This is a genomic window from Rhizobium rhizogenes NBRC 13257 (genome assembly GCF_000696095.1).
GTDB classification, from domain to species: domain Bacteria; phylum Pseudomonadota; class Alphaproteobacteria; order Rhizobiales; family Rhizobiaceae; genus Rhizobium; species Rhizobium rhizogenes.
In genome coordinates this window covers 198908-221799 of record NZ_BAYX01000004.1, presented here as the reverse complement: position 1 = coordinate 221799, position 22892 = coordinate 198908, and the positions used below count along the sequence as shown (strand labels likewise).

The window sequence follows — 22892 nt, the reverse complement described above, 5'->3', positions numbered from 1 at the left end:
CCTTGTGGCAAAGCCATCGAGCTTGCGCACCGGCTCAATACTTGAACAGATTTCGCGGCATAGCAAGAATCCGGCTTTTTTCGCCCTCGTCTGTCGCCAGCTCGCCCAAAAAAGCCAGGTTGCCGGCATAGGTCTGCGCCGCCTCATGCTGTGTATGCGGCCAGTCGCTGCCCCACATGAGGTGGTCCAGACCAAAGGCATGACGCAGCAGGGGATAGGCCTGCCGGGCGAAATCTCTGCCTTCCAGTCCATTGCGATAGGAAGCGGAGAGCTTGACGTAGACGCGTCCCGAGGCGCCGAGCGACAATAGGGCGAGGAAGCCCGGATCGGCAATGCCGAGCTTGGGATCGGGCAGGCCGAAATGGTCGACGACCACGTTCATCCCATTGTCCACCAACATTCGTGCGAGCGGCACGAGGTCGGCTGCGTTGCGCTGGATCTCGATCTGCCAGTCGAGCGACTTCAGTTTCGCGAGCAAATCCCGCCATTCCTGTGCGGAAAAATCCGGCAGGGCCTGCCCAACGAGGTTGAGACGGATACCAACCACACCGGCTTCGTCATAAGCGACGAGCTGCTCCAGCGAGGTGCCGGGGTCGATCACCACAATGCCGCGCAGTCGGCCGTTCGCCGCTTTCAGGCAATCGAGAAGATAAGAATTGTCGGTTCCGAGGAAGCTCGGCTGCACGAGCACGCCATGGGTCAGCCCGTTCTCGTCGAGCTGATGCAGATAGGCATCCAGGGGGGCATCGTACTCCGGCGCGTAGCGCCTGCCCGGCGCCAGCTTCAGCCTGCGGTCAAAGACATGCGCGTGGGTATCGATACGAAAGGAGGATACAGTCATGATGTTGATCGCTATGCAGCCCGGACCCATGAAGACCATGGATCCGGGGCCATCGAGAAGCAAGCCACGGCGGCGGTGACTGAGCTTTCAATCATGGTGGTATCTCGCGACATTCGGTTGCAAGCCTATGATTGCGCCGAGGAGGAGGGCTGTTCGAATACTTTGCCCCGCGTTTCCGGCAGCATGAACACGGCAACCAGCACCAGGGAATAGGCGAAGGCTGCATCGATGCCAATGGCCGGACCGAGCCCGATCCTGTCGCTCAGATACCCGACGAGCAGCGGGAACCCGGCGGAGACAATCCTGCCGAAATTATAGCAGAAGCCCACCCCGGTTCCGCGAACGCCGGCGGGGTAAAGCTCGCTGAAAAGTGCGGCCATACTCGCCGGAATACCGGCCGAGAAGAACCCGAGAGGAAAACCCAGAATCAGCATCTGCCAGTTCGACAGCGGTGCGAAGATGTAAATCAGAACCGTCGCCACGCAGGCACCGGCAAAAAGGGTCACATTGACGCGCCGGCCCAGCCGGTCGCTGAGCATTCCACTGACAATGCAGCCGCAAAAGAAGGCAACGATGATCACGGCGAGATAGGCGCTGGAGCCGAGCACCGAAAGCTGACGGACCTCGCGAAGATAAGTCGGCAAGAAGGTCGTGAGCGCCGCATAGCCGCCATGTGCCCCTGTACCGAAAAGCGCGCCGATCAGGGTGAAACGCAGCACGTCCGGACGAAAGATACCGGCAACCGTCTGCCAGAACGGCGGCTGGTCGGCTTTCGCCGTTGCCCTCCGCGGCTCCGGAATGCCGCGGCGAATGAAGATGATCAAAAGCGCCGGCAGCAGCCCCAACGCGAAGAGCAGGCGCCATGCGATCTCATGCTCGACAAAGGTGAAGACGATGGCGGACAGCAGAACCGCCACCCCCCAACCAACCGCCCACGCACTCTGGACTGCGGCAAGCGCCCTGCCCCGATTTTCCGGCCGGATGATCTCGGCCATCAGCACCGCACCGCAGGCCCATTCCGCACCAAAGCCGAGGCCCTGTATCGCCTTCAGCACCAGAAGCTGGTTATAGCTTGTGACAAAGGCGCAGGCGAAAGTGGCAAGCGCGAAGGTCGCGACCGTGATCTGCAATGCCTTGACCCGACCGAAACGGTCGCCAAGCGCGCCACCGAACCAGCCGCCGATGGCGCCGAAAAACAGGGTAATCGAGCTGAGGAGACCGGCATCGGCTTTCGTGATGTCGAAAGCGACGATAAGCGCCGGAATGGCCAAGCTGAACATCTGAACGTCGAGCGCATCGAGCCCCCAGCCCCCGAAACTCGCCCAGAACGTCTTGCGTTCCACCGGCGAGCACTCCTTGTACCAATTAGACATTATTCTCCTCCCCGCGCCTTGTTCCAGCGCGCCAGTTCATGTTCCTAAAGATTGCAGATCAGCGTATGTCGACGTGATAGCGGAAGCGGTCGGCGGGACCGCGTGAACGCCGCCATTCAAGGGGTCGTCGCTCCAGATCGAAGGCTACGCGTTCGATGACGACCAGAGGCGATCCCGGTTCCAGCCCCAGCAGGCGCGCCTGAAGCGGCGGCGCGATCTCGACGGTCAGCGTTTCCTCCGCCGATACGACCACCTGCTCGCAACGTTCCTCATAAAGCGGATAGAGAAGATCGCCGAATTCGGACGTATCGATTGTCAGCAGCGCTTCGAAGCGTGACCTCTCCAGCCAGATTTCTTCCGCCAGCAACGGAACGCCGCCGATGAGACGAAGGCGTGAAAGGGAAATGACAGGATCTCCCTCGCGCAGGCGCAGTGCCGAGGCAACGGCCGAGGGCGCAGCGATACTTTCACGCCGAAGAATGCGGCTCTCGGGCACGCGGCGCTCGCCGCTCTCCGACTGGAAACGGAAAAACCGGAAAAGCGAGGAGTTGAAGCGAGCACGCCGCACATAGGTGCCCCGCCCCTGGTGACGTTCGACGACGCCGTCGGCCACGAGCTGATCGATCGCCTTGCGGACTGTGCCCACGGCGACGCCGTAGGTTGCTGAAAGTTCCGCCTCGGACGGAATCGATTCGCCAGGCCGCCATTCCTGACGATTGATCCTCGCGGCGAGATCGTCGCGCAGGCGTTGATAGCGGGGAAGTCTGTCATCTAAAGAGGTCATACAGTCATATAGATGACTAAATGACATGTTGTCAATTCAGTAGCGTTGACGCTGGATATGACGAATCAAACGAAACCCGCACTCGATCGACTCCCTGATGCGGAAATGCAGGGAGCGACTTGAAAAATAGCTCTATCTGAAAAGAGTCAGAACACGGCTGCGGTTAGACAATCGGCGAGATGCGCGGTCACCGGCTGATCCGCCTGTGGTTTCAATATGCCGATCTCCCGGTAAAAGGTCCTGTCGGCCAGCGACACCACGCGGACCGACGGCGGAAGAGGCAAATTCCCCTCGGTCATCGGCAACAGCGCCACACCAAGTCCCTGTCCAACCAAGGCCGCCATCGCGGATATGTCATCGATCTCCACCGATTCCCTAGCCGTGACGGATAAGGACCGCAGGAATCGGTCGACCTGCCGGCCGCCGAACGAGCTGCGCTCATAGCGAATGAACGGTTGCTCCTGCAGCAGGGCCAGCCAGTCGTCGCCTTCGATCCAGCTCGGGACCGCCAGCACATACGGTTCACGCAACAAGGGTTGCCAAACGAAATCCTTCGGTATGCCGAAAGAGGGTTTGATGACTACGGCGAGGTCGAGTTCGCCCGCATCGAGCAGATCGAGCAAATGAAGGGAAATCCCCGGTACGATATGAATATGGTGTTTCGGAAATCGATCGCGAAACGGCACAAGTGCGCGGGCAAGAACGGTTGACTGGACGGAGGCGATAGCGCCAATACTGAGGCGCCCGCCGCTATCCTCATCCGCCGGATCAGCGATCGCCTCGAATTTCGCGATGATGTCCTTCGCCCGCTCAAGCGTTCTCAGCCCGGCGGCATTCAGCGTTGCCGAGCGGCCTGTTCTCTCGAACAGCTGAACGCCGAGCTTTTCTTCCAGCCGCTTCATCTGGCCGCTGACCGCCGCCTGCGTCAGCCCGATCCGATCACCTGCGGCGGCAAAGGTTCCGAAGCGGGCAATCGCCACCAGCGTTTTAAGTTCCGAAATCACGATTGATAATTTTTCCTGTCTCTCAGACTCATTATATATCGTTTTTCATCAGAAAGAATGTTTCTTATAGGTCGCCGCATGGAATTTCACCTCAATGGAGATGAGCAATGACCACGGCACCCCTTCACCCTTTCCATCTTGCCTTTCCCGTCAACGACCTCGCGGCTGCGCGTGCCTTCTATGGTGGCCTCCTCGGCTGCTCCGAAGGCCGGAGCTCTCCCGACTGGATCGATTTCAACTTTTATGGGCACCAGGTCGTTGCCCATCTGGCCCCGCAGGAGACCGGTGAAGTCACAGCAAACGCTGTCGATGGTCATGGCGTTCCGGTACGCCATTTCGGTGTCGTTCTGTCGATGGAAGAATGGGAAGCCGCAGCGGAGAGGCTGACCAAGGCGAATATCGAATTCGTCATCAAACCCTATATCCGTTTCCGGGGCGAACCCGGCGAGCAGGCAACCATGTTCTTCAAGGATCCGAGCGGCAATGCCGTCGAATTGAAGGCGTTTGCCGACATCAACAGCCTGTTTGCCAAATAAGGCTAAGCGCGGCGACGCAAAGTCCGCATCGCCGCCGCCAGCACATCGAAAATCCTTGGATCGGCGGATTGCGCGACGTTGAAGCGCAGGAAGCTGCCGGCCGTATCCATCAGGCTGAAGGCGTTGCCGGGGGCGAGTATGACGCCCTCGGCGAGGCAGGCACGGGCGATATCGGCCGCCTCGATCCCCTCCGGCAGCCGGCACCAGAGGAACATGCCTGCTTGCGGCTTCAGCCAGGGGACAATGCCGATCGCCTCCAGGCGCGCGGCAGTCTCGCTCGTCGTCTTGGCAAGCCGTGCCCTGAGCGCCTCCATATGCTTGCGGTAACTGCCGTCCTTCAACGCCGAAAACAAAAGTTCTGCCGCAAGCTGGCCGCTGCTGAAGCTGGTGGCGACCTTCAGGTCGACAAGGCCATCGATCCAATCCGGCCGCGCGGCGATGAAGCCGCAACGCACCGAGGCCGACAAGGTCTTGGAGAAGCTGCCGATATGGATCACCCGGTCGAGCCCGTCATAGGCGGCGAGCCGCGGCGCCGGCATCTGCTCGAAATCGGCGAAAATATCGTCCTCGACAATGATGAGGTCGGATGCATCCGCCAGCTTCAGCAGGCGATGCGCCGTTACCGGCGACAAGGTCGCGCCCGTCGGATTGTGGACGGCGGAATTGGTGATGTAGAGGCGCGGCCTGTGCTTTTCGAGCGCCTCGCCGAACAACGCGATATCCGGTCCTGTCGGCGTAAAGGGCACGCCGACGACATTGGCCCGATGCGCGCGCAACAGCGCATGAAAATTGAAATAGCAGGGATCGTCGACCAGGACGGTGTCACCGGGCTCGAGCAGGAAGCGGCAGATGAGATCGATCGCCTGCGTGCCGGACTCCGTCAGCAAGATCTGATCGGGCGATGCGGCAATGCCGTGTTCAGTCATGCGCCGCGCCAGAAGCTGGCGCAAGGGCGGCAAGCCAAGCTGCGTTCCATAGTCGGTGAGAACACCGCCTTCCGTGCGCGCCAGGTTGCGCATCGCGCGACGTAGCGCCGCCTGTGGCATCCAGGACGGCGGAAGCCAGCCGCAGCCGGGCTTCAGCACATCCTCGCCCACCTCTAGCGATTGCCGCGAAATCCACAGCGGATCGACATCGCGGTCAAGCCGGGGGCCGATCTCGGACAGAGAAAGCGGCGCAAGCGGCCCGCAGACATAAAAGCCGGAACCGGGCCGCGAGCGGATCACGCCCTCAGCCGCCAGGCGCTCATACGCCTCGACCACAGTGGAGACCGACACCTGCATGGTCTTGGCAAAGCTGCGCACCGAAGGAAGCCGCGCGCCGGGCGGAAGGCTCCGTGCGGCGATCCGCTCCGAAATCGCCGCCATCACGCCCTCGATGCGCGTGACGCCACTCCCGTTTGCCGCAATTAAGCCGTTCATCCGTACCACACCTCATACCATAACAGTTCGTACGAATTGTACTGCACCGTCTCTGGAATAGCCAGCCGACTTCGCCGATATCGCGGACGACAAACCAGGAGCATAAACATGGACAAGACAACGAGTGGCTGGATCTATGGACTGACGGGCGTGCTGATCTTCAGCGCCTCGCTGCCGGCAACGCGGGTGGCGGTGATGGATTTCGATCCCGTCTTCCTGACCGTCGCCCGCGCCGCGATCGCCGGCATCCTGGCGCTCTGCCTGCTGTTCGCCTTCCGGGAAAAGCGGCCGGTTCGGGGCGATCTCGTGCCCCTCATCATCGTCGCAATCGGCTGCGTCATCGGCTTTCCGCTGCTGACAGCCCTGGCGCTCAAGCATGTCACCTCGGCCCATTCGATCGTTTTCATCGGATTGCTGCCGCTGGCGACGGCCATATTCGGCGTCTTGCGCGGCGGCGAGCGGCCGCGGCTGGCCTTCTGGATATTTTCAGTGATTGGCAGCGCCATCGTCTGCGGCTACGCGCTCGCGCAGGGCATCTCCGCCTCGCCGGTCGGCGACCTGCTGATGCTCGCGGCAATCCTGGTCTGCGGCCTCGGCTATGCCGAAGGCGCGGTGCTGTCGCGCCGGCTGGGCGGCTGGCAGGTGATTTGTTGGGCACTGGTGCTGTCGCTGCCGGCCATGATTGCGCTTTGCCTCTTCACCATGCCGCAAACCATCGCCGGCATTGGCGGGCCGGCCTGGATTGGCCTGATCTACGTCTCGCTCTTCAGCATGCTGATCGGCTTCATCTTCTGGTATCGCGGGCTGGCGCAAGGCGGCATCGCCGCTGTCGGGCAATTGCAGCTGCTCCAGCCCTTCTTCGGCCTGGCGCTTGCCGCCACCCTGCTGAAGGAGAGCGTCAGCTGGTCCATGTTCGCGGTAACCCTTGGCGTCGTCGCCTGCGTGGTGGGCGCGAAGAAATTCGCGCGATAGCCCTGACCTCAAACATGCTCTTGTTCGACTAGACTGATCAGTCTATAATAAACCTACAAGTATAGTCGAGGAGCAAAACATGGCCATCCCCCTCATACCGCCATTCACCCGCGAAACCGCCATAGCCAAGGTCCGCATGGCCGAGGATGGTTGGAACAGCCGCGATCCGGAGCGCGTCTCGAAGGTCTATACCGAAGACAGCCAATGGCGGAACCGCGCCGAATTTCCGCGCGGCCGCAATGAGATCGTCGAATTCCTTACCCGCAAATGGACGAGAGAGCTCGATTATCGGCTGATCAAGGAATTATGGGCCTTCGATGGCAACCGGATCGCCGTGCGCTTCGCCTATGAATGGCGCGACGACAGCGGCCACTGGTTCCGCTCCTATGGCAACGAGAACTGGGAATTTGACGCCGATGGCCTGATGCAGCGCCGCTTCGCCTCGATCAACGACATGCCGATCAAGGAAGAAGACCGGAAATTCCATTGGCCGCTCGGCCGCCGTCCCGACGATCATCCCGGTCTGTCCGATCTCGGCCTCTGAGGCGGATCATGACACGCACCGTCTTTGAAAAGTCGGACGCCATAGCCTTGGTCGCCGAAGTCTTTCGCGAACTCGGCTACGAGGGCGCGTCGATGAGCAGCATCACGGCACGCACCAAGCTGTCGAAGGGCAGCCTCTATCACTTTTTTCCCGGCGGCAAGGAAGAGATGGCGGCGGAAATCATGGCCAATATCGATGCCTGGTTCGTCACGCAAATGTTCAGGCCGCTCGAGGAAGACGAACCGCGCGCCGCCATTGCCCTGATGTGGGAAACCACCAACACCTATTTCCGCTCCGGCCGCCGCATCTGCCTCATCGGCGCCTTCGCGCTGGACGAAACGCGTGACCGCTTCTCAAGCGCGATCCAGGGCTATTTCAAACGCTGGATCAAGGCGCTTGCCGGCGCCTTGATGAGGGCCGGCGTGGGGGCAGCGGAAGCGCGGGAGCTTGCCGAGGAAGCAGTTGTTGGCATCCAGGGCGCGCTGACGCTTGCGAGAGCCTTGGGGGATGATTCGATTTTCGGGCGGACACTGGGAAGATTGAGGGAGCGGCTGATGGAGCCTCTCGGAAGGAGAGGCCCGTAAATCGGGTACGGAGCCCCAATCTTAAACAATCATCCACAAAAGCGTGGCAGCATTAATCATCTTTGATTTGCAACTGTCCAAGCTCCTGTGCTCAGCAGAAAACGGGAGCGCCGAGGAGATGGATAGAGATGCTGCAACAGACCAACGACACCGATGATGCACTGATCGACCGCCTGCAACGGTCGGCCTTCGACTATTTCATGCTCCACACCAATCCGCAAAACGGGCTGGTGGCGGACACTTCGATCAAGACGAGCCACTGCAGTATTGCCGCCGTCGGCTTTGCGCTTTCGAGCTATCCGGTCGCCGTCGAGCGCGGCTGGATCAGCCGCGCGGATGCGGCGAAGCGAGTGCTGACCGCGCTTGATTTCTTTGCCGAGAGCCAACAGGGCGAGGAACGTGGCGCCACCGGCCATCGGGGCTTCTATTATCACTTCCTTTACATGGAAACCGGCAAGCGCGCCTGGAACAGCGAGCTATCAACCATCGACACCGGCCTGCTGCTGATCGGCGTCCTGACGGCGGCCGCCTATTTCGATGGTTCCAGCCAGGCCGAGAAGAGCATTCGCGGGCAGGCGAAGTTCCTCTATGAGCGTTGCGACTGGAACTGGGCGCTGAACAAGGGCCCGACGATCAGCATGGGCTGGAAGCCGAGCAGCGGCTTCCTGCGCTGGCGCTATCAGGGCTATGACGAGGCGATCTTCCTCTACGTTCTGGCACTTGCCTCCCCGACGCACGCCATCCCCTCTTCCAGCTACGAAGCCTTCGCCTCGACCTACACCTGGATGATGTTCAAGGACACGCCGTTTCTCTATGCGGGACCGCTGTTCATCCACCTGTTCTCGCATGCCTGGATCGATTTCCGTGGGATCAGCGACCGGCATGTCGCCGAGAAGGAAATCGATTACTTCCGCAATACGCAGACGGCGATCGCCGTTCAGCGCGATTACAACGATCGTAACCCTGGCCATTTCGTCGGCTACACCAAGGACATCTGGGGCCTGTCGGCCTGTGACGGACCGAACCCGACCGGTACCAAGCACAGCCGGCGCTATAGCCCGAAAGTTCTGGGCTATGCGGCGCGCGGCGCGCCGCTCGGTCCCGATGACGGTACGATCGCGCCCTGGGGGCCGCTTTCCTGTCTGCCGTTCGACCGCCAGGCGGCACTCGACGGCACCAAGGCCCTGCTTTCAACCTATCCGAACCTGCTCCTCGAAGGTCGCTTCCCCGGCGGCTTCAATCCGAGCGTCAAGGGGTCCGGCCCGGAAGGCTGGGTCGACGACCGCTCGGTCGCCATCGACCAGGGCCTGCTCGTGATGATGATCGAAAACGAACGTACGGGCATGATCTGGAACCTGATGCGCCAATCGCCGATCCTGCGCCGAGGGCTCGACCGCGCCGGCTTTACCGGCGGCTGGCTGGACGAAAAACAGGCAAGGCCCGCGATCGCCTAACGGCCCAGTTAAACCTCCGCCTTGGTCATACCGTCCCGAAGTAGCTGGACCTTGTGGTTGAGATCGATCATCTCCGGCACCGTGAAGCCGGAGCGACGGAGCAGCGTCTCCGTGAGGCAACCCGTCTTTGCGTGAAGCTCGGCCCCCTTCGGGTTCAGGTGCACCTGAACCTGCCTTTCATCCGAAGCATTGCGCCGACGTGTCACAAACCCGGCGCTTTCCAGCCGCTTCACCGCCGGCGTGATCGTGCTTGGCTCCAAGGCCAATCTGTCGGCAATGGCCGAAATGGTCAGGCCGTCAGCCTCCCAAAGCGTGCTCAGCACCAGATATTGCGTGTAGGTAACCCCGAGTTCATCGAGCATCGGCTTGTAGACGCGATGGATGGCGATCGACGTTGCGTAGATCGAGAAACAGAGTTGGCTGTCGAGCGGTAGTGTCGGGGCATCGGTCATCGTCGTCTCCTGGATTCAGCTTGGTCCGCAATCATTATCACAAAAAATGATATCGCGATAAATAAATCGCTTTACAATGGTCGAACCGCGGCGTACTAAAATAATTATCGCGATAATGATTATCGATGACATCAAAAAAGGAGGCAAGCACATGACCAACACCCTGATCGCAAACGCCCTCAATCCCGTCCATGCCGCACCCGTCGGCGCCAAGAACATCGTCCTTGTCCATGGCGGCTTCGTCGATGGTTCCGGCTGGAAAGCCGTCTACGACATTTTGAAGAAGGACGGCTACAATGTCAGCATCGTCCAGAATCCGACCAACTCGCTTGCCGATGACGTGGCCGTCACCAAGCGGACCATTGCGCAGCAGGATGGCCCCGTAGTCCTGGTCGGTCATTCCTACGGCGGCGTCGTCGTCAGCGAAGCCGGCACCGACGAGAAGGTAAAGGCCGTCGTCTATATCGCCGCATTCGCACCCGACAAAGGTGAGTCCGTGTCGTCGCTGATCGCCAATCCGCCAGCTGGCGCAGCCGTGCCTCCGATCCTGCCGCCGGTTGACGGCTACCTGTTCCTCGACAAGGCGAAGTTTGCGGAAGCTTTCGGAGCGGACATCGATCCCGCAACGGCCTCATTCATGGCCGACTCGCAGGTTCCGTGGGGTGTCGAGGCCCTGGCCGGCGCGGTGACCAATCCGGCCTGGAAGAGCAAGCCGAGCTACTATCTGGTCGCAACCGACGACCACATGATCCCGCCGCCCGCACAACGCCTGATGGCCAAACGCGCCGGATCGACTGTCGTGGAAACGGCTGGTAGTCACGCCGTCTACGTTTCCAAGCCGGACGTCGTTGCCGCCCTCATCGAGCAGGCCGCAACCGCCAAGTAATGCCAGGTGAGTATTCGTTCTTTCCAATACCGGAGCGCCCCAGGCGCTCCGGTATTGTCTTGTCCTGACGACCGCCGTCGAGCGCCTCAAAGCCCCTTAATCATCTCGATCACATCGTCCTCGACGGAAATCCCGTTTGCCAGCGCTTCATGCCGCGCCGTCTGGCCACGACGTCCAGGCAGGCGGACATTGGGGTCGCTGGTAATCTCGCCTGCCAGCAGTGCCAGCCGCTTTGCCGTGTCGGCAACGCTCATCGCGGCCGGATTGATGGCGATGATCGTCTGGCCGAGCGCCGGTGGCAAACCCTGGTCGTCAAAAAGCGACGAGGCTTCGAAGGCGTAGTTGGCGCCGGTCAGGCCGGCCGACAGGATCTCCACCATCAATGCCAGCGCAGCACCCTTCGCCTCGCCGGCGGGTATCATCGTGCCGGCCAGCGCCTCCTCGGCATCGGTGGTCGGCTTGCCGTCGCGGTCGAAGGCCCAGTCGTCCGGGATCGCCACGCCCTTCTGCCGCGCGGCCATCACCTTGCCGCGCGCCACCCTCGACAGCGCCAGGTCGATGACGATGGGATCGGCGTCCGGCAAGGGTGCGGCAAAGGCGATCGGGTTGGTGCCGAAGACCGGCGTCTTGCCGCCCCAGGGCGCCATCGAGGCGGGAGCATTGGCGACCATCAGCGCCACCAGCCCCTGATCGGCAAAACGCTCCACCGTCAGCCCCATCACGCCGGCATGATGCGAGCGGCTGATCGCGGCAAGCGCAATCCCCTGTTCGCGGGCAACGATGGTAAGCTCGGCAACCGCAAGATCGAGCGCCGGATAGGCATAGCCGTTGCCGGCATCGATGCGCAGCACGGCAGGATAGGGGCGCGTCAGGTGCGGCTTGGCGAAACCATCGGTCTTGCCGGCTTTCGCCTGCGAAGCATAGGCCGGCACACGGCGCAAGCCATGGCCACCCTGCCCGGCGGCCTCCGCCGCAACAAGCGCAATGGCGACCGCGCGGGCATTCTCCGGGCTAACCCGATTTCGCAGCAACGCCTCCACGACCAGCGTTTCGGCTTCGGCGAGCGACAGATGCATGATGAGAGACCTTGGAATGAATGAGGAGAGCGAGATATTCCTACGCCCTGATCTTTCTTATCGCAATGCAACAACGACCGGCTTCACCGCACGCGACGATGAACCTGCCGGCTGGCGGTCCCTCCCGATTGCGGAAATCATAAAAGCGACATCCGGTGGACAGAGAAAAACTTGCATGGCCATGGGGCTTTCGACCATTATAGAGCAAAGCGTCGGCTACAATCGCGGCCGCGGACAGAAGCAGGATCGTCTCATGAAGCCCATTTTCGTTCAGCTCCAATGCGCCCCCGGCAAGACCTACGAGGTCGCCGACGCCATCTACCAGACGGAGCTGGTCTCGGAACTCTATTCCACCAGCGGTGACTACGACCTGCTGCTGAAGGTCTACATCAAGGACGAGCAGGACATCGGCAAGTTCATCAACGACAACATCGCCAATATCCCCGGCATCGTTCGCTCGCTGACGACGCTGACATTTCGGGCGTTCTAAAAGGCCCAGAAGATGGACGGGCATCGCTTCCGACGCCACACTTTCCACGAATTGTGAGCAAATACCACCAGCCTGTTTCGCAAATGTGAGATCGGTTGGATTGCGCCAACACCGGACATTGCGGCCGGCGCAAAAGTCCAGAAAACAAGTGACACTTTAATTCTGAATTTCGCAACTGACCAATGGCCAGATTAGGTACACCAAGAAGCGGCCCATTGCGTGCCCTACCGGAGATGAAGCATGTTCACCCACGTCATGATCGGCAGCAACGACTTGGAGCGGGCCAGAGCCTTCTACGACGCCACATTCGCTGCACTGGGAGGCAAGCCCGGCGAGATGGATGCTAGGGGCAGGCTGATCTATGCCCACGAGGGCGGTCGGCTGATGATCACGAAACCGATCGACGGCAAGCCGGCGACCGCGGCCAACGGTGGGACTATCGGAATAGCCGCCGCAAGCCAAGACCATGTTCTAGCTTGGCATGAGGCTGGTACCAAGCATGGTGGCACAGCGATCGAGAGCCCGCCCGCAGAGCGTCCGAACGGGTCCTTCGTTGCCTATCTTCGCGATCCGGACGGAAATAAACTCACCGCACGGACTCAGCGGACGAAGTGAGATCGGCGTCAGCAGCGCGTAGTGGACAGCGTGATCGATAAGTTGCCGTTTGTGGCATTTGCTGCATAACACCACACTTTCCGACATGACCCGACAGCGGCAGGCCCACCTGACATTCCCTAAGCAGTCCCGATATTAACCCTCTTTCCCGAAACCGCTTGGCTTTTCGCCCGCGATTAAGTCCTTTTTAACCGTCCGCTGAGCAGCGTTGCGTGCTGATCAACGGATGGCGCTTGCGTGCGCCTGATCGCCGCGGTGGTGCGCGGCCCAAGGATCGAGGGCGGGATCGATGACGTCGGCAATTTCAGATATTCAGGCACAGAAGCCGGGCGGGCCGCTGATCGTCCATGTCGTGCGCCAGTTCCTGCCCAACAAGGGCGGGCTGGAAGATGTGGTTGCCAATCTCTGCCGGCAGCTGATCTGCCGTGGCTACCGCGTCCGCGTCGTGACCTGCAACAGCCTGTTTTCCGATCCGGCCCGCGAACTGGCACCCAGCGAAACCATCGGCGGCATGGAGATCGTCCGCATCCCCTGGTCCGGCTCCAGCCGCTACCCGGTGGCGCCGAAGGTGTTCAAGCATATTGCCGACGCCGACCTCATCCATGTTCATGCCGTCGACTTCTTTTTCGACGCGCTCGCCTGGGGCAAGCTGTTTCATGGCCGCCCGATGGTCGCCACCACCCATGGCGGCTTCTTCCACACGCCGAAATTCGCAGCCATCAAGAAGCTCTGGTTCAACACCGCGACCCGGATCTCGGCGCTTGCCTATGCCGAGCTGATCTGCTGCAGCCAGTCGGACGAACGGCTATTTTCCAGCATTGCCGGACGCCGTGCCCGCCTGATCGAGAACGGTGCCGACGTCGCCAAATTCGCCAATTGCGCAGCGCTGGAAGCCCGCCGCCGCATCGTCACCATCGGCCGCTTCTCGGTCAACAAGCGGCTCGATCGTATGCTGGATGTCATGAGGGTACTGGCCGACCGCGATCCGGACTGGCATCTCGACATCATCGGCGCCGCCTCCGACCTCGATCAGCCGACGCTGGAACAGGAAATTGCCGACCGCGATCTCGGCCGCCATGTGTCGCTGCATGTATCGATCGACAACAGCGCCATCCGCAACATCATTGCCCGCGCCTCGCTCTTCGCTTCCGCTTCGGAATATGAAGGCTTCGGCCTGGTGGCGATCGAGGCAATGAGCGCCGGCCTGCTGCCGGTGCTGCACACGAACGACGCCTATGTCGCGCTGGCCGAGACCCATCCAGCGCTGATGCTCTCCGACTTCTCGGATCCGCAAGCGGCTGCCGATACACTGACCACCGCTTTCGAGCGCCTTGAGACAGATGGCCTCGACTTACGCGAGGAACTGATCCGCGACGCCCGCGCCTATGCGTGGGATGAGGTGGCGGAGCGTTATATCGATGCCTATGCCGAGGCGATGACCCCGAAGGGCGAACGGCATCAGCCGCTGCCCCAGCGCGGCCAGGTGGCATAACCCTCGAGAATACCCATGAGCCAGGCGCGCTTGTAACGCGCCGCATCCGCGTTGAACCGGACAAGCGCCGCCAGCCAGCCGCCGACGGGCCGCAGGAGGCGATAGCCGACATAGACGAGCGGAAAACGCTGCTTGCGCATCAGCGCACCGAAACCGCGCCCATACTTGCGTGCCCGCTCGACCTGACGCGGACCATATTCGTCGGTGACCTGATCGTGGTGGACGATCAATTCCGGAAAGAACATCAGCTGCTTGCCCGTTGCCAGCGCACGCAGCAGAAAATCCGCCTCCTCGCCGCTCTGGAACGGCGTGTCCGAGCCGACCCCGAGGTTTTCGTCGAAGCCGCCAATATCGGCCAGCGCCGCACGGCGAACGAAGATGCCGTTGGAATTGCCGCACTTCAGATAATTCCAGCGCGTTACCGCAAGCGGGACCTCACCCGTCGGGCTGACGGAGGCCATGCCACCGGCGTCGAGCGTGCGGCCGGTGACGATGGCAAGTTCCGGATGCGCGACGAACAGCCGCTCGGCCATCTCGAGCGTATCGGGCTCGTACCAGCAGTCATCGTCGGGAAAGCAGACATAGTCGCCGGTCGCCGCCGCCATCCCATTGTTGCGTGCCCGCGAAAGCCCCTTGGCCGAGCGGATATGCCGGATGGTGAAAAGAGGCGAAAACCGCCCGACCAGCTGGGATAGCCTGTCGTCCGGATTCTGGTCGACGACAACGACCTCGAAATCCTGATATCGCTGACTGCTCAGCGACAGGAACAACCGTTCCAGCTGGTCGAAGCGATCGATCGTACAGACGATGAGGCTGAACAACGAAGATCCTTTTGGCAAGCGGCAAGGCAGCCAATATCAGGAAAATTGAATATTAGCTGAAGTAAAAACAAAATTTACATTAGGAATAGACGGTAAATATTAAGGCATATGAAATAGAGCAGACGCTATTTCCATGAAGAGCCGGATAGTCTCGGCCACTTTCTGCGACTTTTAGAACGGTAATCTTCATGACGAAGAGCATCATGGCGAATTCGGCGCTGAACGCGGCAGCGGGGCTGACCCTGCTCGCGACCGGCTTTGTCTGTTCGATCATCGCCGCCCGTCTGCTCGGCCCCGAGGCCAACGGCATCATTGCCTTTTCGCTGTGGCTGACGACGACGGGCGCGCTCATCGCCGAACTCGGCGCCGGCGTCACGCTGCTGCGCATCCTGCCGCAATTGAAGGCACAGGGCTATTCGACCGAGGACCGGCGTGGCTTTGCCGCCTATCTCCTGCAGCCGACGATCCTGGCAACGCTGATCCTGCTCGCCGGCTATGCCGCCTATTATTGGGATACGGAGCGGTTGCATTGGGCCGGCAACGCATCCGCCGTCATAGCCATCACCGGCGTGTTCTTCGTCCTTCAATCCTTCGGCGCCTATAGCAAGAATTACCTGATCGGCGAACAGCAACTCGGCACGTTCCTGCGCATCACCCTGACGAGTTCTGCCCTGCAGCTCGCCACCGTGCTACTGGGCGCCGTCTTCTTCGGCGTCAGCGGCGCTCTTGCCGGCTACGCCATCGGCCAGCTGCCGATGTTCTTCGCAACCCTGAAGATCGCCATCGCGCGCCGTAACAGTTGCGGCGTCGGCCTCGGCGCCCTCGTCAGCTCCTCGCTCATTCTCTCGATCGAACTTATCAACAGCTCGATCTTCCTCAACCGCATCGAACTGCTTTTCCTGCAGCATTTTTGGGGCATCGAAGCGGTCGGCTTTTATGCCGTTGGCCTGTCGCTCGCCAATCTCGCGCTCCAGCTTCCGGTGCAGCTGAGTGGCAGCCTCTTGCCCTATTATTCCGAACAGATGCATGCGCAGCCATCCGGCAAGCTACCGATCCGCGTCTTCGAAGGCGTGGCGCGCAGCATTGCCTATATCACCCTGCCGATGAGCTTCGGTCTTGCCGCGATTGCGCCCGAGCTGGTGGTCACCATCTTCGGCAAGCCCTTTGGCCCGAGCGGCCGCATGGTGGCACTGCTGTCGCTGACGGCCGCACCTTACGTCTTCATGCAGATCTGCACGCAATATCTCTATTCCATCGACCGCACGCGCGAACGCACGATCATCGGCGTCGCAGCCAGCGTCATCATGGTCGTCGGCTGCCTGATCGCAGTGCCCCTCTATGGCGGTGAGGGTGCCGCTTTGGTGCGGTTCTTGGCCTTCACCGCTATGTGCCTGTTGATGGTGCGCCTGATGAAATTCGAAGGCTCGATGCGCAGCATGTTCGTCGGCCTCGCCAAGGTCACCGCCGCCGCCATGCTTTGCGCGGCTGCCGCCTATGGCTTCCTGCATGTCCTGCCGGGCATTCCGGGCCTTGCCGGCGCCATCATCGCCGGCGCGCTGGTCTATGGCCTGGCACTCCGGCTACTGAACGCCGTACCGCCGGAGGATATCGCCGTTATGCAACAGATTGCCGCGCGCCTGCCACGGCGCGCCCATCCGATTGCCGTTCACGCGCTGGCGCTATTGGCGCCGCGCCGAATGTGAGGAGACGATCATGGCTGGTTGGGGAGCCGCCGAATACGTGGACACAATCAAAGAGATCACGGCCGCCGCCGTGCCAGTGACCTTCGCCGGCACCGTCGGCCTGTTCGTACCCGCTGCCGCGCCGCCAAGCGCTACAGCCGTGCTGTTCCTCAGCCCCTGGGGTTTTGAGGAAATGTGCGCCCGCAAGTTCTGGCGCATCCTCGCCGAGGACTTTGCCAAGGCCGGCATCGCCAGCCTGCGTTTCGACTATGCCGGCACGGGCGACGCGCTCGACGTCGCCGAGCAAGGGCAAGGATTGGCGCTTTGGGAGGATACGGCACTGGCTGCTGCCGCCATGCTGCGATCGCTGTCAGGCTGCGAGCGGCTTATCCTTGTGAGCCAGGGGCTCGGAAGCACCATCGCCCTTGATATTGCCGAGCGGCTTGACGCCGTCGACGGCATCGCTCTCCTCGCGCCGACGATTTCTGGCCGCGCCTATCTGCGCGAATTGACTATCTGGTCGAAGATGATCGACGAAAGCATGGGGCTCGACGAGACACAGCGCCAGACCGAGGGCGTCACCGTCGCCAGCCTGCGCATGCCGGACGGCATCGCCGCCACGGTCAAGACGCTCAACCTTATGACGCGCGGCCATGTCAGCGCGCCGGACTGCCTTGTCCTGACCCGACCCGGCAGGCCGGGCGATGCCGACTTCGCAACCCATCTCGGGACGCTGGGACCGCGCATCGAACAGGCCGTCTATGACGGCTATGACGAACTGGTTTCGAACCCGACCATCGCCGCCATGCCGCTTGAGGCCGGCCGCAAGATTCTGGATTGGGTGCAGTCGATCGCCACCAAGCCTGTCACGACCACACGCAAGATTCTCCACGCACCGCGCGCCGAAGCACTTGAGGGCGACGGCTTTCGCGAGACGCCGCTCCGCTTCGGCGAGGGGGATCGCCTTTTCGGCATTCTCTGCGAACCCTTGGGCGAGCGGACGGGCGCAACCGCGCTGCTCCTGACCACCGCCTATGACCGGCACGCCGGCTGGGGCCGGACATCGGTGACCATGGCGCGGGCACTTGCCCGCGACGGCATCGCCTCGCTGCGCTTCGACACCGCCAATGTCGCCGATAGCCCGCCTTTGCCCGACGCCCCCGACCAGGTGCTCTATTCTCGTGACCAACATCGGGATGTCAGCGCCGCACTCGACATGCTCGAGGCGAGAGAGTTGCTGCCAGCCTTCGCCGTCGGCCGTTGCAGCGGCGGCTATCTCGCCTTCCAGACCGCAATGAGCGATGAGAGATGCCACGGCCTGATCACCGTCAACCCCTACGCCTTCTTCTGGGATGAAACTCAATCGGTCGACGAAGCCCTGCGCTTCGTACCGCGCTCGCTTGAAACCTATGGCCAGAAATTTCTGCAACTGGAAACGCTGAAGCGGCTCTATGGCGGCCAGATCGACGCTAAAAGTGCTGCACGCAACATCGTCACGGCACTGGCAAGGCGCGCAGTTCGGCTCGGCCGCCCCCTGCTCGGCGTCCTGCCTTTCTTCGCCGGCGAGCACGAAATCGTCATGGGCGGCTTCCGCACGCTCGCCAGGCGTCGAGTCGACATATCGCTGATCTACAGCGCCCATGACATCGGCCTCGATCATTTCCACGAGCACTTCGGCGAGGACGCAGCCGCGCTACGGAATTTCCCCGATATCCGCCTTACAATCATCCCCGGCGCCGACCACAATCTGACGCCGCCCTATGCACGCAAGGTGTATTTGCGGGAGGTGAGGGAGATGGGATTGAGGCTGGGCAGGCGGTGAAATAGGGCGCATGCATTGCCCCGAAACACTCGCAACATCCGATACTTGCTGTATACTCGCCGCATGAGGCTCCTGATCGTCGAAGACAACCGCGAACTGGCGTCCTGGCTCGGCAAGGCGCTGCGTCAGGCGCAATATGCCGTCGACATCGCGCATGACGGCGAGGACGGCGAACATATGCTAAAAGTGGCGAGCTACGCGGTCGTCATCCTCGATCTCTCCCTGCCGAAAATCGACGGATTGACGCTGTTGAAGCGGCTGCGTCAGGGGGGCAACAAGGTGCCGGTCATCATCCTCACAGCCAACGCCAGCCTGGACGGCCGCATTACCGGACTCGACAGCGGCGCTGACGATTATCTCGCCAAGCCCTTCGAAATCGCCGAGCTGGAAGCCCGCATTCGCGCCGCCGTCCGCCGCGGCCATGACCGCGCCGCCCCCGAAATCGCCGTCGGTGACCTCGTGTTCGATGGCGGCACACGGCAATTCTCTCTCGGCGGCGAAACCCTGGCGCTGACGCCGCGCGAACATGCCGTGCTCGAACATCTGGTCATGAAGGTCGGCACGACGGTGACCAAGACAGCGCTCTCGGAAAGCGTCTTCGGCTTCGACGATCTCGCCGATACCAGCGCCATCGAAATCTACGTGCATCGTGTTCGCAAGAAGCTCGAAGGCAGCGCCGTGCAGATCGCCACGCTGCGCGGCCTCGGTTATCTCCTTCGCCATGCGCAATGATGAAAGCCTCCCGCAGGAAGGACGCCTCGGCCACGCTATAGCGGGGCTGACCGCCAGCCTGCGGGCGCAATTGTTCGCCTGGGTGGTGCTAACACTGATCGGAGCGATCTGCGTCAATCTCTATCTCAGCTACCGGTCGGCCAACGCCACCGCCGATCTCGTTATCGACCATACGCTGCTCGCCTCAGCCCGCGTCATCGCCGAGGCCGTGCATGTCGACCCCAGTGGTACCGTCCAGCTCGACATTCCGCCCGCCGCCCTTGAAATGTTCGACACAGGCAACGGCGATCGCGTCTTCTATCAGGTGATCACCGCCTGGGGGAATCTCATCGCCGGCTATCCCGACCTGCCGCAACCGAAAAGGCAGCAGACCGGCGAAGACACAACGTTTCGCACCGACGATGTGCGGCTGATGCTGCTGAACCAGCCGATCGTCGGGCTCGGCGAGGACAGCACGATCTCGGTCACTGTCGCCGTCACCCATCACAGCCAGTACGCCATGCGCCGCAAGCTGTGGCTATCGGATTTCACCAAACAGCTCGTGCTGGTGCTGATCGCCGGCCTGGTGACGATCATTGGTCTGCAGCGCGGTCTGGCGCCGGTGCTGCGGCTGCGCGATGCCGTGCGCGAACGCGGCCGCGAGCGGCTGGACCCGCTGGAACCCGACATGGTGCAGAGCGAGCTGCGACCGCTGGTCCACGCCCTCAACGATCATATGGAGCGGGTCCAGAACCAGATGGCAGCGCAACGCCGCTTCGTCTCCAACGCCGCCCATCAGCTGCGCACGCCGCTCGCTTTGATCTCGACGCAGGCAAGCGTTGCTGCACGCGAGGCCGACAATGCCAGGCGCGACGAGGCGCTGCAGGCGCTGCGCTCCAGCACCAAGCAGGTGACACGGCTGGCAAGCCAGCTTCTCACTTTGTCACGCGCCGAACCGGGCAGCCGCAGGCCGCGCAGCGATACGATCGAGCTCGCCGCCACCGCCCGGCGTGTGCTGGAAAACCTCGCCGAGGAAGCGCTGCGGCACAATATCGATCTCGGTCTGGAGGCCGGCAGCACGCCGATCCATGTCGAGGGTGACGGCATGATGCTGCGCGAGATGCTGGTCAATCTCGTCGACAATGCGCTGCGCTACACCCCGGCGAACGGCCGGGTCACAGTCGGCGTCGCCCGCGATGGCGATGATGCCGTGTTGACGGTGGAAGACAACGGCCCAGGCATTCCGGAGAGCGAACGCGCCCAGGTGTTCGAGCGCTTCTATCGCATCATCGGCACGGAACCGGAGGGCAGCGGCCTCGGGCTTGCCATCGTCCGCGAGGTGGTCGACGGCGCCGGCGGCTCGGTCACTCTCGGCGACGCAGCCGAGGGTGGTCTGCTGGTGACCGTAAGGCTGCCGGCGGTCTGACTGATTTCAAACCACCGGCAACCGAAAACCGGCGAGATTACTATCCAGCTGCCCGGATCTGAACCTCTCCCTTGTTCAGGAAGAACGTTTTGTCGAACAAGCCAAGATCCAGCGGGTTGGGCAGGCGGACATCTTCCAGATCAGGATAGGTCTTCGCCGACGATTCATAGGACCGGTCGATCTGCGAGATGAAGACGATAACCAGCCCTTTCTCGCGCGCAAAAGCCTTCAACGCTTGGACCTGAACCATCAATTCCGGTTTCCGTCGGTTCTGGTCGAGTATCTGCAGATAATCGACGACCACCAGAGTTCCCTTCGGCGCCGATGCCAGCCGCTCTATGATATAGTCGGCGCTGATCGCGTCGGAACTGTCGAATTCGAACAGACCCCTGAAATGCTCGAACTCCGCGCCGATCGCCTCAAATCGGTCGACGACCTCCCTTTCGGTATATTCCAGCGTGAAGAAGATGCCGCGATTGCCGGATTTCATTGCTTCGACGGCGAGCCTGAGACTCATCAAGGTCTTGCCGTGGCGCGGACGAGCGCCGAGAAGCACCAGGTCGCCGAGCTTCAGCCGGGAAAATATCTCGCCGGCGGGCGTAGTCTCATCCGCACGGGTAGCGAGCAGGCTCCAGCTACGAAAACCCTCTTCGGCGGCAATCCGGTCGAGGGCCTGATGCAACGGGATATTCTCCTGGCGCGACAACAGCCGCGCCTTGTGTTTCAGTCGATACAGTGGGGCGGAAAGCCTCATCTCAAAAAACCTCCTATTGCGAGCTGCGATTGCAATCCCTCCTTATGCTTGGCGCTCGAACAGTCGGTTCGATGGTTGGTCAGCCCCGCATGAATGATACTTTCCCGGTCGGAGGGGGGAGGCATGGGCTTTGCCTGAAACCGAAGATAAGCTGATTCTCTCCCAAAGAAAATCGCCCACACCCGGCGCCGCAACGGTTCCTCGAAACGCAAAAGGCCGGGCATTTCGCCCGGCCTTTTGCGTTGGGAGGTGCTGGACTGTCCAGCTGGCTTAATGCATGTCCATGCTCTGCTGCGGCCGCCAGCGGGTGATGCGGTTTTCGACCAGCGTCATCACGTATTCCGCGCCGAGCGTCACCACCATCACCAGGATGATCGCTGCATAGAGGCCGGCGGCATCGTAGGTGCCCTTGGCGATCGAGATCAGGTAGCCGATACCGGCCAGCGAACCGACGAACTCGCCGACGATCGCACCGATGATGGCAAACGAGAAGGAGACGTGCAGGCTTGCGAAAATCCAGCTCATCGCCGACGGCAGGATGACGTTGCGGGTAACCTGCCAGTTCGACGCACCGAGGATGCGGGCATTGGCGATCATGTTACGGTCGGCCTCACGCACGCCCTGGAAAGCGTTGGCGAAAACGACGAAGAACACCATGATGAAGGCCAGAGCCACCTTGGAGGGCAGGCCGAGGCCCATGATCATCACGAAGATCGGCGCCAGCACGACGCGCGGGATCGAGTTGATTGCCTTGATGTAGATCGACAGGATATCGGAGGCCAGCTTGTTTCGGCCAAGAGCGACACCAACGAGAACGCCGGTGACCGAACCGATGACGAAGCCGATCAGCGCTTCTTCCATGGTGACGCCGAGATGATACCAGAGCGAACCGTTTTCGGTGCCTTCCGTGACCCATTCGTAGAGCCTGTAGCCGATGGCAGTCGGGCTGGAATAGAAGAAGGGGTCGATCCAGTGCAGGTCCGAGGCAAGCTGCCAGACGCCGAGGATCGCGACGAGGATCGCCACCTGCCAGAAGAGAACGACATATTTGCGCTTGGTGATGGCCTTCAGTGCCGCCGCTTCGATTTCCACGTCCGAGGTACCGGCGCGGAAGATCGGCGCATTGCCTGTCTCAAGGGCTGTATTTGCCAT

23 protein-coding genes are annotated in these 22892 nt (G+C 61.5%); 13 read left to right on the top strand and 10 right to left on the bottom strand.

Going from position 1 to position 22892, the window contains the following annotated elements:
* Positions 1–34: 34 nt before the first annotated feature.
* From RRH01S_RS10490 to RRH01S_RS10475, 4 genes are all read right to left on the bottom strand, one after another.
* A complete protein-coding gene (locus tag RRH01S_RS10490) occupies positions 35–841 on the bottom strand; it encodes an amidohydrolase family protein (protein ID WP_037219416.1) in 807 nt (268 codons plus the stop codon).
* Positions 842–966: 125 nt separating this feature from the next.
* Positions 967–2214, bottom strand: a complete 1248-nt coding sequence (locus RRH01S_RS10485; protein ID WP_012652772.1) for an MFS transporter — start codon at positions 2212–2214, stop codon at positions 967–969.
* Positions 2215–2272: 58 nt separating this feature from the next.
* Positions 2273–2998, bottom strand: coding sequence for a GntR family transcriptional regulator (locus RRH01S_RS10480; RefSeq protein WP_042471546.1), 726 nt, complete (start codon positions 2996–2998; stop codon positions 2273–2275).
* A 146-nt stretch (positions 2999–3144) separates the two neighbouring features.
* Entirely contained in the window at positions 3145–4002 is an 858-nt protein-coding gene (locus RRH01S_RS10475; protein ID WP_042471544.1) for a LysR family transcriptional regulator, read from the bottom strand.
* Positions 4003–4109: 107 nt separating this feature from the next.
* On the opposite strand from RRH01S_RS10475, the gene RRH01S_RS10470 reads away from it, so the two are divergent.
* Positions 4110–4538 (top strand): VOC family protein, encoded by a 429-nt coding sequence (locus RRH01S_RS10470; protein WP_034521795.1) that lies wholly within the window; start codon positions 4110–4112, stop codon positions 4536–4538.
* 2 nt (positions 4539–4540) lie between these two features.
* Here RRH01S_RS10470 and RRH01S_RS10465 read toward each other — a convergent pair whose 3' ends face one another.
* Positions 4541–5959: an aminotransferase-like domain-containing protein gene (locus tag RRH01S_RS10465; protein ID WP_042471541.1), complete on the bottom strand. Its 1419-nt coding sequence runs from the start codon at positions 5957–5959 to the stop codon at positions 4541–4543.
* Between the two features lie 108 nt (positions 5960–6067).
* On the opposite strand from RRH01S_RS10465, the gene RRH01S_RS10460 reads away from it, so the two are divergent.
* From RRH01S_RS10460 to RRH01S_RS10445, 4 genes are all read left to right on the top strand, one after another.
* A complete protein-coding gene (locus RRH01S_RS10460; protein ID WP_034521799.1) occupies positions 6068–6931 on the top strand; it encodes a DMT family transporter in 864 nt (287 codons plus the stop codon).
* A gap of 79 nt (positions 6932–7010) precedes the next feature.
* Positions 7011–7475 carry a nuclear transport factor 2 family protein gene (locus tag RRH01S_RS10455; protein ID WP_042471538.1) on the top strand — a complete coding sequence of 155 codons (465 nt, stop codon included), beginning with the start codon at positions 7011–7013 and terminating at the stop codon, positions 7473–7475.
* Between the two features lie 8 nt (positions 7476–7483).
* Positions 7484–8059, top strand: coding sequence for a TetR/AcrR family transcriptional regulator (locus tag RRH01S_RS10450; RefSeq protein ID WP_042471537.1), 576 nt, complete (start codon positions 7484–7486; stop codon positions 8057–8059).
* Between the two features lie 128 nt (positions 8060–8187).
* Positions 8188–9513 (top strand): glucoamylase family protein, encoded by a 1326-nt coding sequence (locus RRH01S_RS10445; RefSeq protein WP_042471533.1) that lies wholly within the window; start codon positions 8188–8190, stop codon positions 9511–9513.
* 8 nt (positions 9514–9521) lie between these two features.
* Here RRH01S_RS10445 and RRH01S_RS10440 read toward each other — a convergent pair whose 3' ends face one another.
* Positions 9522–9965 carry a MarR family winged helix-turn-helix transcriptional regulator gene (locus RRH01S_RS10440; RefSeq protein WP_037219038.1) on the bottom strand — a complete coding sequence of 148 codons (444 nt, stop codon included), beginning with the start codon at positions 9963–9965 and terminating at the stop codon, positions 9522–9524.
* A gap of 151 nt (positions 9966–10116) precedes the next feature.
* Between RRH01S_RS10440 and RRH01S_RS10435 the strand changes: the two genes are divergently transcribed.
* Complete coding sequence (locus RRH01S_RS10435; protein ID WP_042471807.1) at positions 10117–10851, top strand: alpha/beta hydrolase; 735 nt, start codon at positions 10117–10119, stop codon at positions 10849–10851.
* Positions 10852–10937: 86 nt separating this feature from the next.
* On the opposite strand, the gene RRH01S_RS10430 is transcribed toward RRH01S_RS10435, so the two are convergent.
* The gene (locus tag RRH01S_RS10430) at positions 10938–11927 is read right to left on the bottom strand and encodes an Ldh family oxidoreductase (protein ID WP_034521816.1); all 990 of its coding nucleotides are present in this window, start codon (positions 11925–11927) and stop codon (positions 10938–10940) included.
* Between the two features lie 253 nt (positions 11928–12180).
* Here RRH01S_RS10430 and RRH01S_RS10425 point away from each other — a divergent pair, with 253 nt between their 5' ends.
* The 3 genes from RRH01S_RS10425 to RRH01S_RS10415 all read left to right on the top strand — a co-directional run bounded on the left by RRH01S_RS10425 (position 12181) and on the right by RRH01S_RS10415 (position 14524).
* On the top strand, positions 12181–12417 hold the full coding sequence (locus RRH01S_RS10425) for an Lrp/AsnC ligand binding domain-containing protein (protein WP_034522129.1): 237 nt from the start codon (positions 12181–12183) through the stop codon (positions 12415–12417).
* 240 nt (positions 12418–12657) lie between these two features.
* Entirely contained in the window at positions 12658–13032 is a 375-nt protein-coding gene (locus RRH01S_RS10420; RefSeq protein WP_042471530.1) for a VOC family protein, read from the top strand.
* A gap of 289 nt (positions 13033–13321) precedes the next feature.
* Positions 13322–14524, top strand: a complete 1203-nt coding sequence (locus RRH01S_RS10415; protein WP_037219042.1) for a glycosyltransferase family 4 protein — start codon at positions 13322–13324, stop codon at positions 14522–14524.
* On the opposite strand, the gene RRH01S_RS10410 is transcribed toward RRH01S_RS10415, so the two are convergent.
* On the bottom strand, positions 14491–15345 hold the full coding sequence (locus RRH01S_RS10410; RefSeq protein WP_034521822.1) for a glycosyltransferase family 2 protein: 855 nt from the start codon (positions 15343–15345) through the stop codon (positions 14491–14493). The genes RRH01S_RS10415 and RRH01S_RS10410 overlap by 34 nt on opposite strands.
* 188 nt (positions 15346–15533) lie before the next feature.
* Here RRH01S_RS10410 and RRH01S_RS10405 point away from each other — a divergent pair, with 188 nt between their 5' ends.
* The 4 genes from RRH01S_RS10405 to RRH01S_RS10390 all read left to right on the top strand — a co-directional run bounded on the left by RRH01S_RS10405 (position 15534) and on the right by RRH01S_RS10390 (position 20986).
* Complete coding sequence (locus RRH01S_RS10405; RefSeq protein ID WP_042471525.1) at positions 15534–17048, top strand: lipopolysaccharide biosynthesis protein; 1515 nt, start codon at positions 15534–15536, stop codon at positions 17046–17048.
* A gap of 10 nt (positions 17049–17058) precedes the next feature.
* The gene (locus RRH01S_RS10400; protein WP_042471804.1) at positions 17059–18849 is read left to right on the top strand and encodes an alpha/beta hydrolase family protein; all 1791 of its coding nucleotides are present in this window, start codon (positions 17059–17061) and stop codon (positions 18847–18849) included.
* A gap of 63 nt (positions 18850–18912) precedes the next feature.
* Complete coding sequence (locus RRH01S_RS10395; protein ID WP_007694635.1) at positions 18913–19581, top strand: response regulator; 669 nt, start codon at positions 18913–18915, stop codon at positions 19579–19581.
* Positions 19571–20986 carry a sensor histidine kinase gene (locus RRH01S_RS10390; RefSeq protein WP_041722850.1) on the top strand — a complete coding sequence of 472 codons (1416 nt, stop codon included), beginning with the start codon at positions 19571–19573 and terminating at the stop codon, positions 20984–20986. Before RRH01S_RS10395 ends, RRH01S_RS10390 begins: the two co-directional genes overlap by 11 nt.
* Positions 20987–21026: 40 nt before the next feature.
* On the opposite strand, the gene RRH01S_RS10385 is transcribed toward RRH01S_RS10390, so the two are convergent.
* Both RRH01S_RS10385 and RRH01S_RS10380 read right to left on the bottom strand, forming a co-directional pair.
* Positions 21027–21740, bottom strand: coding sequence for a DNA helicase (locus RRH01S_RS10385; protein ID WP_042471520.1), 714 nt, complete (start codon positions 21738–21740; stop codon positions 21027–21029).
* Positions 21741–22010: 270 nt separating this feature from the next.
* Positions 22011–22892 carry an ABC transporter permease gene (locus RRH01S_RS10380; RefSeq protein ID WP_012652784.1) on the bottom strand — a complete coding sequence of 294 codons (882 nt, stop codon included), beginning with the start codon at positions 22890–22892 and terminating at the stop codon, positions 22011–22013.

Bases quoted from the DNA above. Each gene is read 5' to 3' on its own strand.
- RRH01S_RS10490 (WP_037219416.1), bottom strand. From the start codon at position 841: ATGACTGTATCCTCCTTTCGTATCGATACCCACGCGCATGTCTTTGAC.
- RRH01S_RS10485 (WP_012652772.1), bottom strand. From the start codon at position 2,214: ATGTCTAATTGGTACAAGGAGTGCTCGCCGGTGGAACGCAAGACGTTC.
- RRH01S_RS10480 (WP_042471546.1), bottom strand. From the start codon at position 2,998: ATGACCTCTTTAGATGACAGACTTCCCCGCTATCAACGCCTGCGCGAC.
- RRH01S_RS10470 (WP_034521795.1), top strand. From the start codon at position 4,110: ATGACCACGGCACCCCTTCACCCTTTCCATCTTGCCTTTCCCGTCAAC.
- RRH01S_RS10465 (WP_042471541.1), bottom strand. From the start codon at position 5,959: ATGAACGGCTTAATTGCGGCAAACGGGAGTGGCGTCACGCGCATCGAG.
- RRH01S_RS10460 (WP_034521799.1), top strand. From the start codon at position 6,068: ATGGACAAGACAACGAGTGGCTGGATCTATGGACTGACGGGCGTGCTG.
- RRH01S_RS10455 (WP_042471538.1), top strand. From the start codon at position 7,011: ATGGCCATCCCCCTCATACCGCCATTCACCCGCGAAACCGCCATAGCC.
- RRH01S_RS10450 (WP_042471537.1), top strand. From the start codon at position 7,484: ATGACACGCACCGTCTTTGAAAAGTCGGACGCCATAGCCTTGGTCGCC.
- RRH01S_RS10445 (WP_042471533.1), top strand. From the start codon at position 8,188: ATGCTGCAACAGACCAACGACACCGATGATGCACTGATCGACCGCCTG.
- RRH01S_RS10440 (WP_037219038.1), bottom strand. From the start codon at position 9,965: ATGACCGATGCCCCGACACTACCGCTCGACAGCCAACTCTGTTTCTCG.
- RRH01S_RS10435 (WP_042471807.1), top strand. From the start codon at position 10,117: ATGACCAACACCCTGATCGCAAACGCCCTCAATCCCGTCCATGCCGCA.
- RRH01S_RS10430 (WP_034521816.1), bottom strand. From the start codon at position 11,927: ATGCATCTGTCGCTCGCCGAAGCCGAAACGCTGGTCGTGGAGGCGTTG.
- RRH01S_RS10425 (WP_034522129.1), top strand. From the start codon at position 12,181: ATGAAGCCCATTTTCGTTCAGCTCCAATGCGCCCCCGGCAAGACCTAC.
- RRH01S_RS10420 (WP_042471530.1), top strand. From the start codon at position 12,658: ATGTTCACCCACGTCATGATCGGCAGCAACGACTTGGAGCGGGCCAGA.
- RRH01S_RS10415 (WP_037219042.1), top strand. From the start codon at position 13,322: ATGACGTCGGCAATTTCAGATATTCAGGCACAGAAGCCGGGCGGGCCG.
- RRH01S_RS10405 (WP_042471525.1), top strand. From the start codon at position 15,534: ATGACGAAGAGCATCATGGCGAATTCGGCGCTGAACGCGGCAGCGGGG.
- RRH01S_RS10400 (WP_042471804.1), top strand. From the start codon at position 17,059: ATGGCTGGTTGGGGAGCCGCCGAATACGTGGACACAATCAAAGAGATC.
- RRH01S_RS10395 (WP_007694635.1), top strand. From the start codon at position 18,913: ATGAGGCTCCTGATCGTCGAAGACAACCGCGAACTGGCGTCCTGGCTC.
- RRH01S_RS10390 (WP_041722850.1), top strand. From the start codon at position 19,571: ATGCGCAATGATGAAAGCCTCCCGCAGGAAGGACGCCTCGGCCACGCT.
- RRH01S_RS10385 (WP_042471520.1), bottom strand. From the start codon at position 21,740: ATGAGGCTTTCCGCCCCACTGTATCGACTGAAACACAAGGCGCGGCTG.
- RRH01S_RS10380 (WP_012652784.1), bottom strand. From the start codon at position 22,892: ATGGCAAATACAGCCCTTGAGACAGGCAATGCGCCGATCTTCCGCGCC.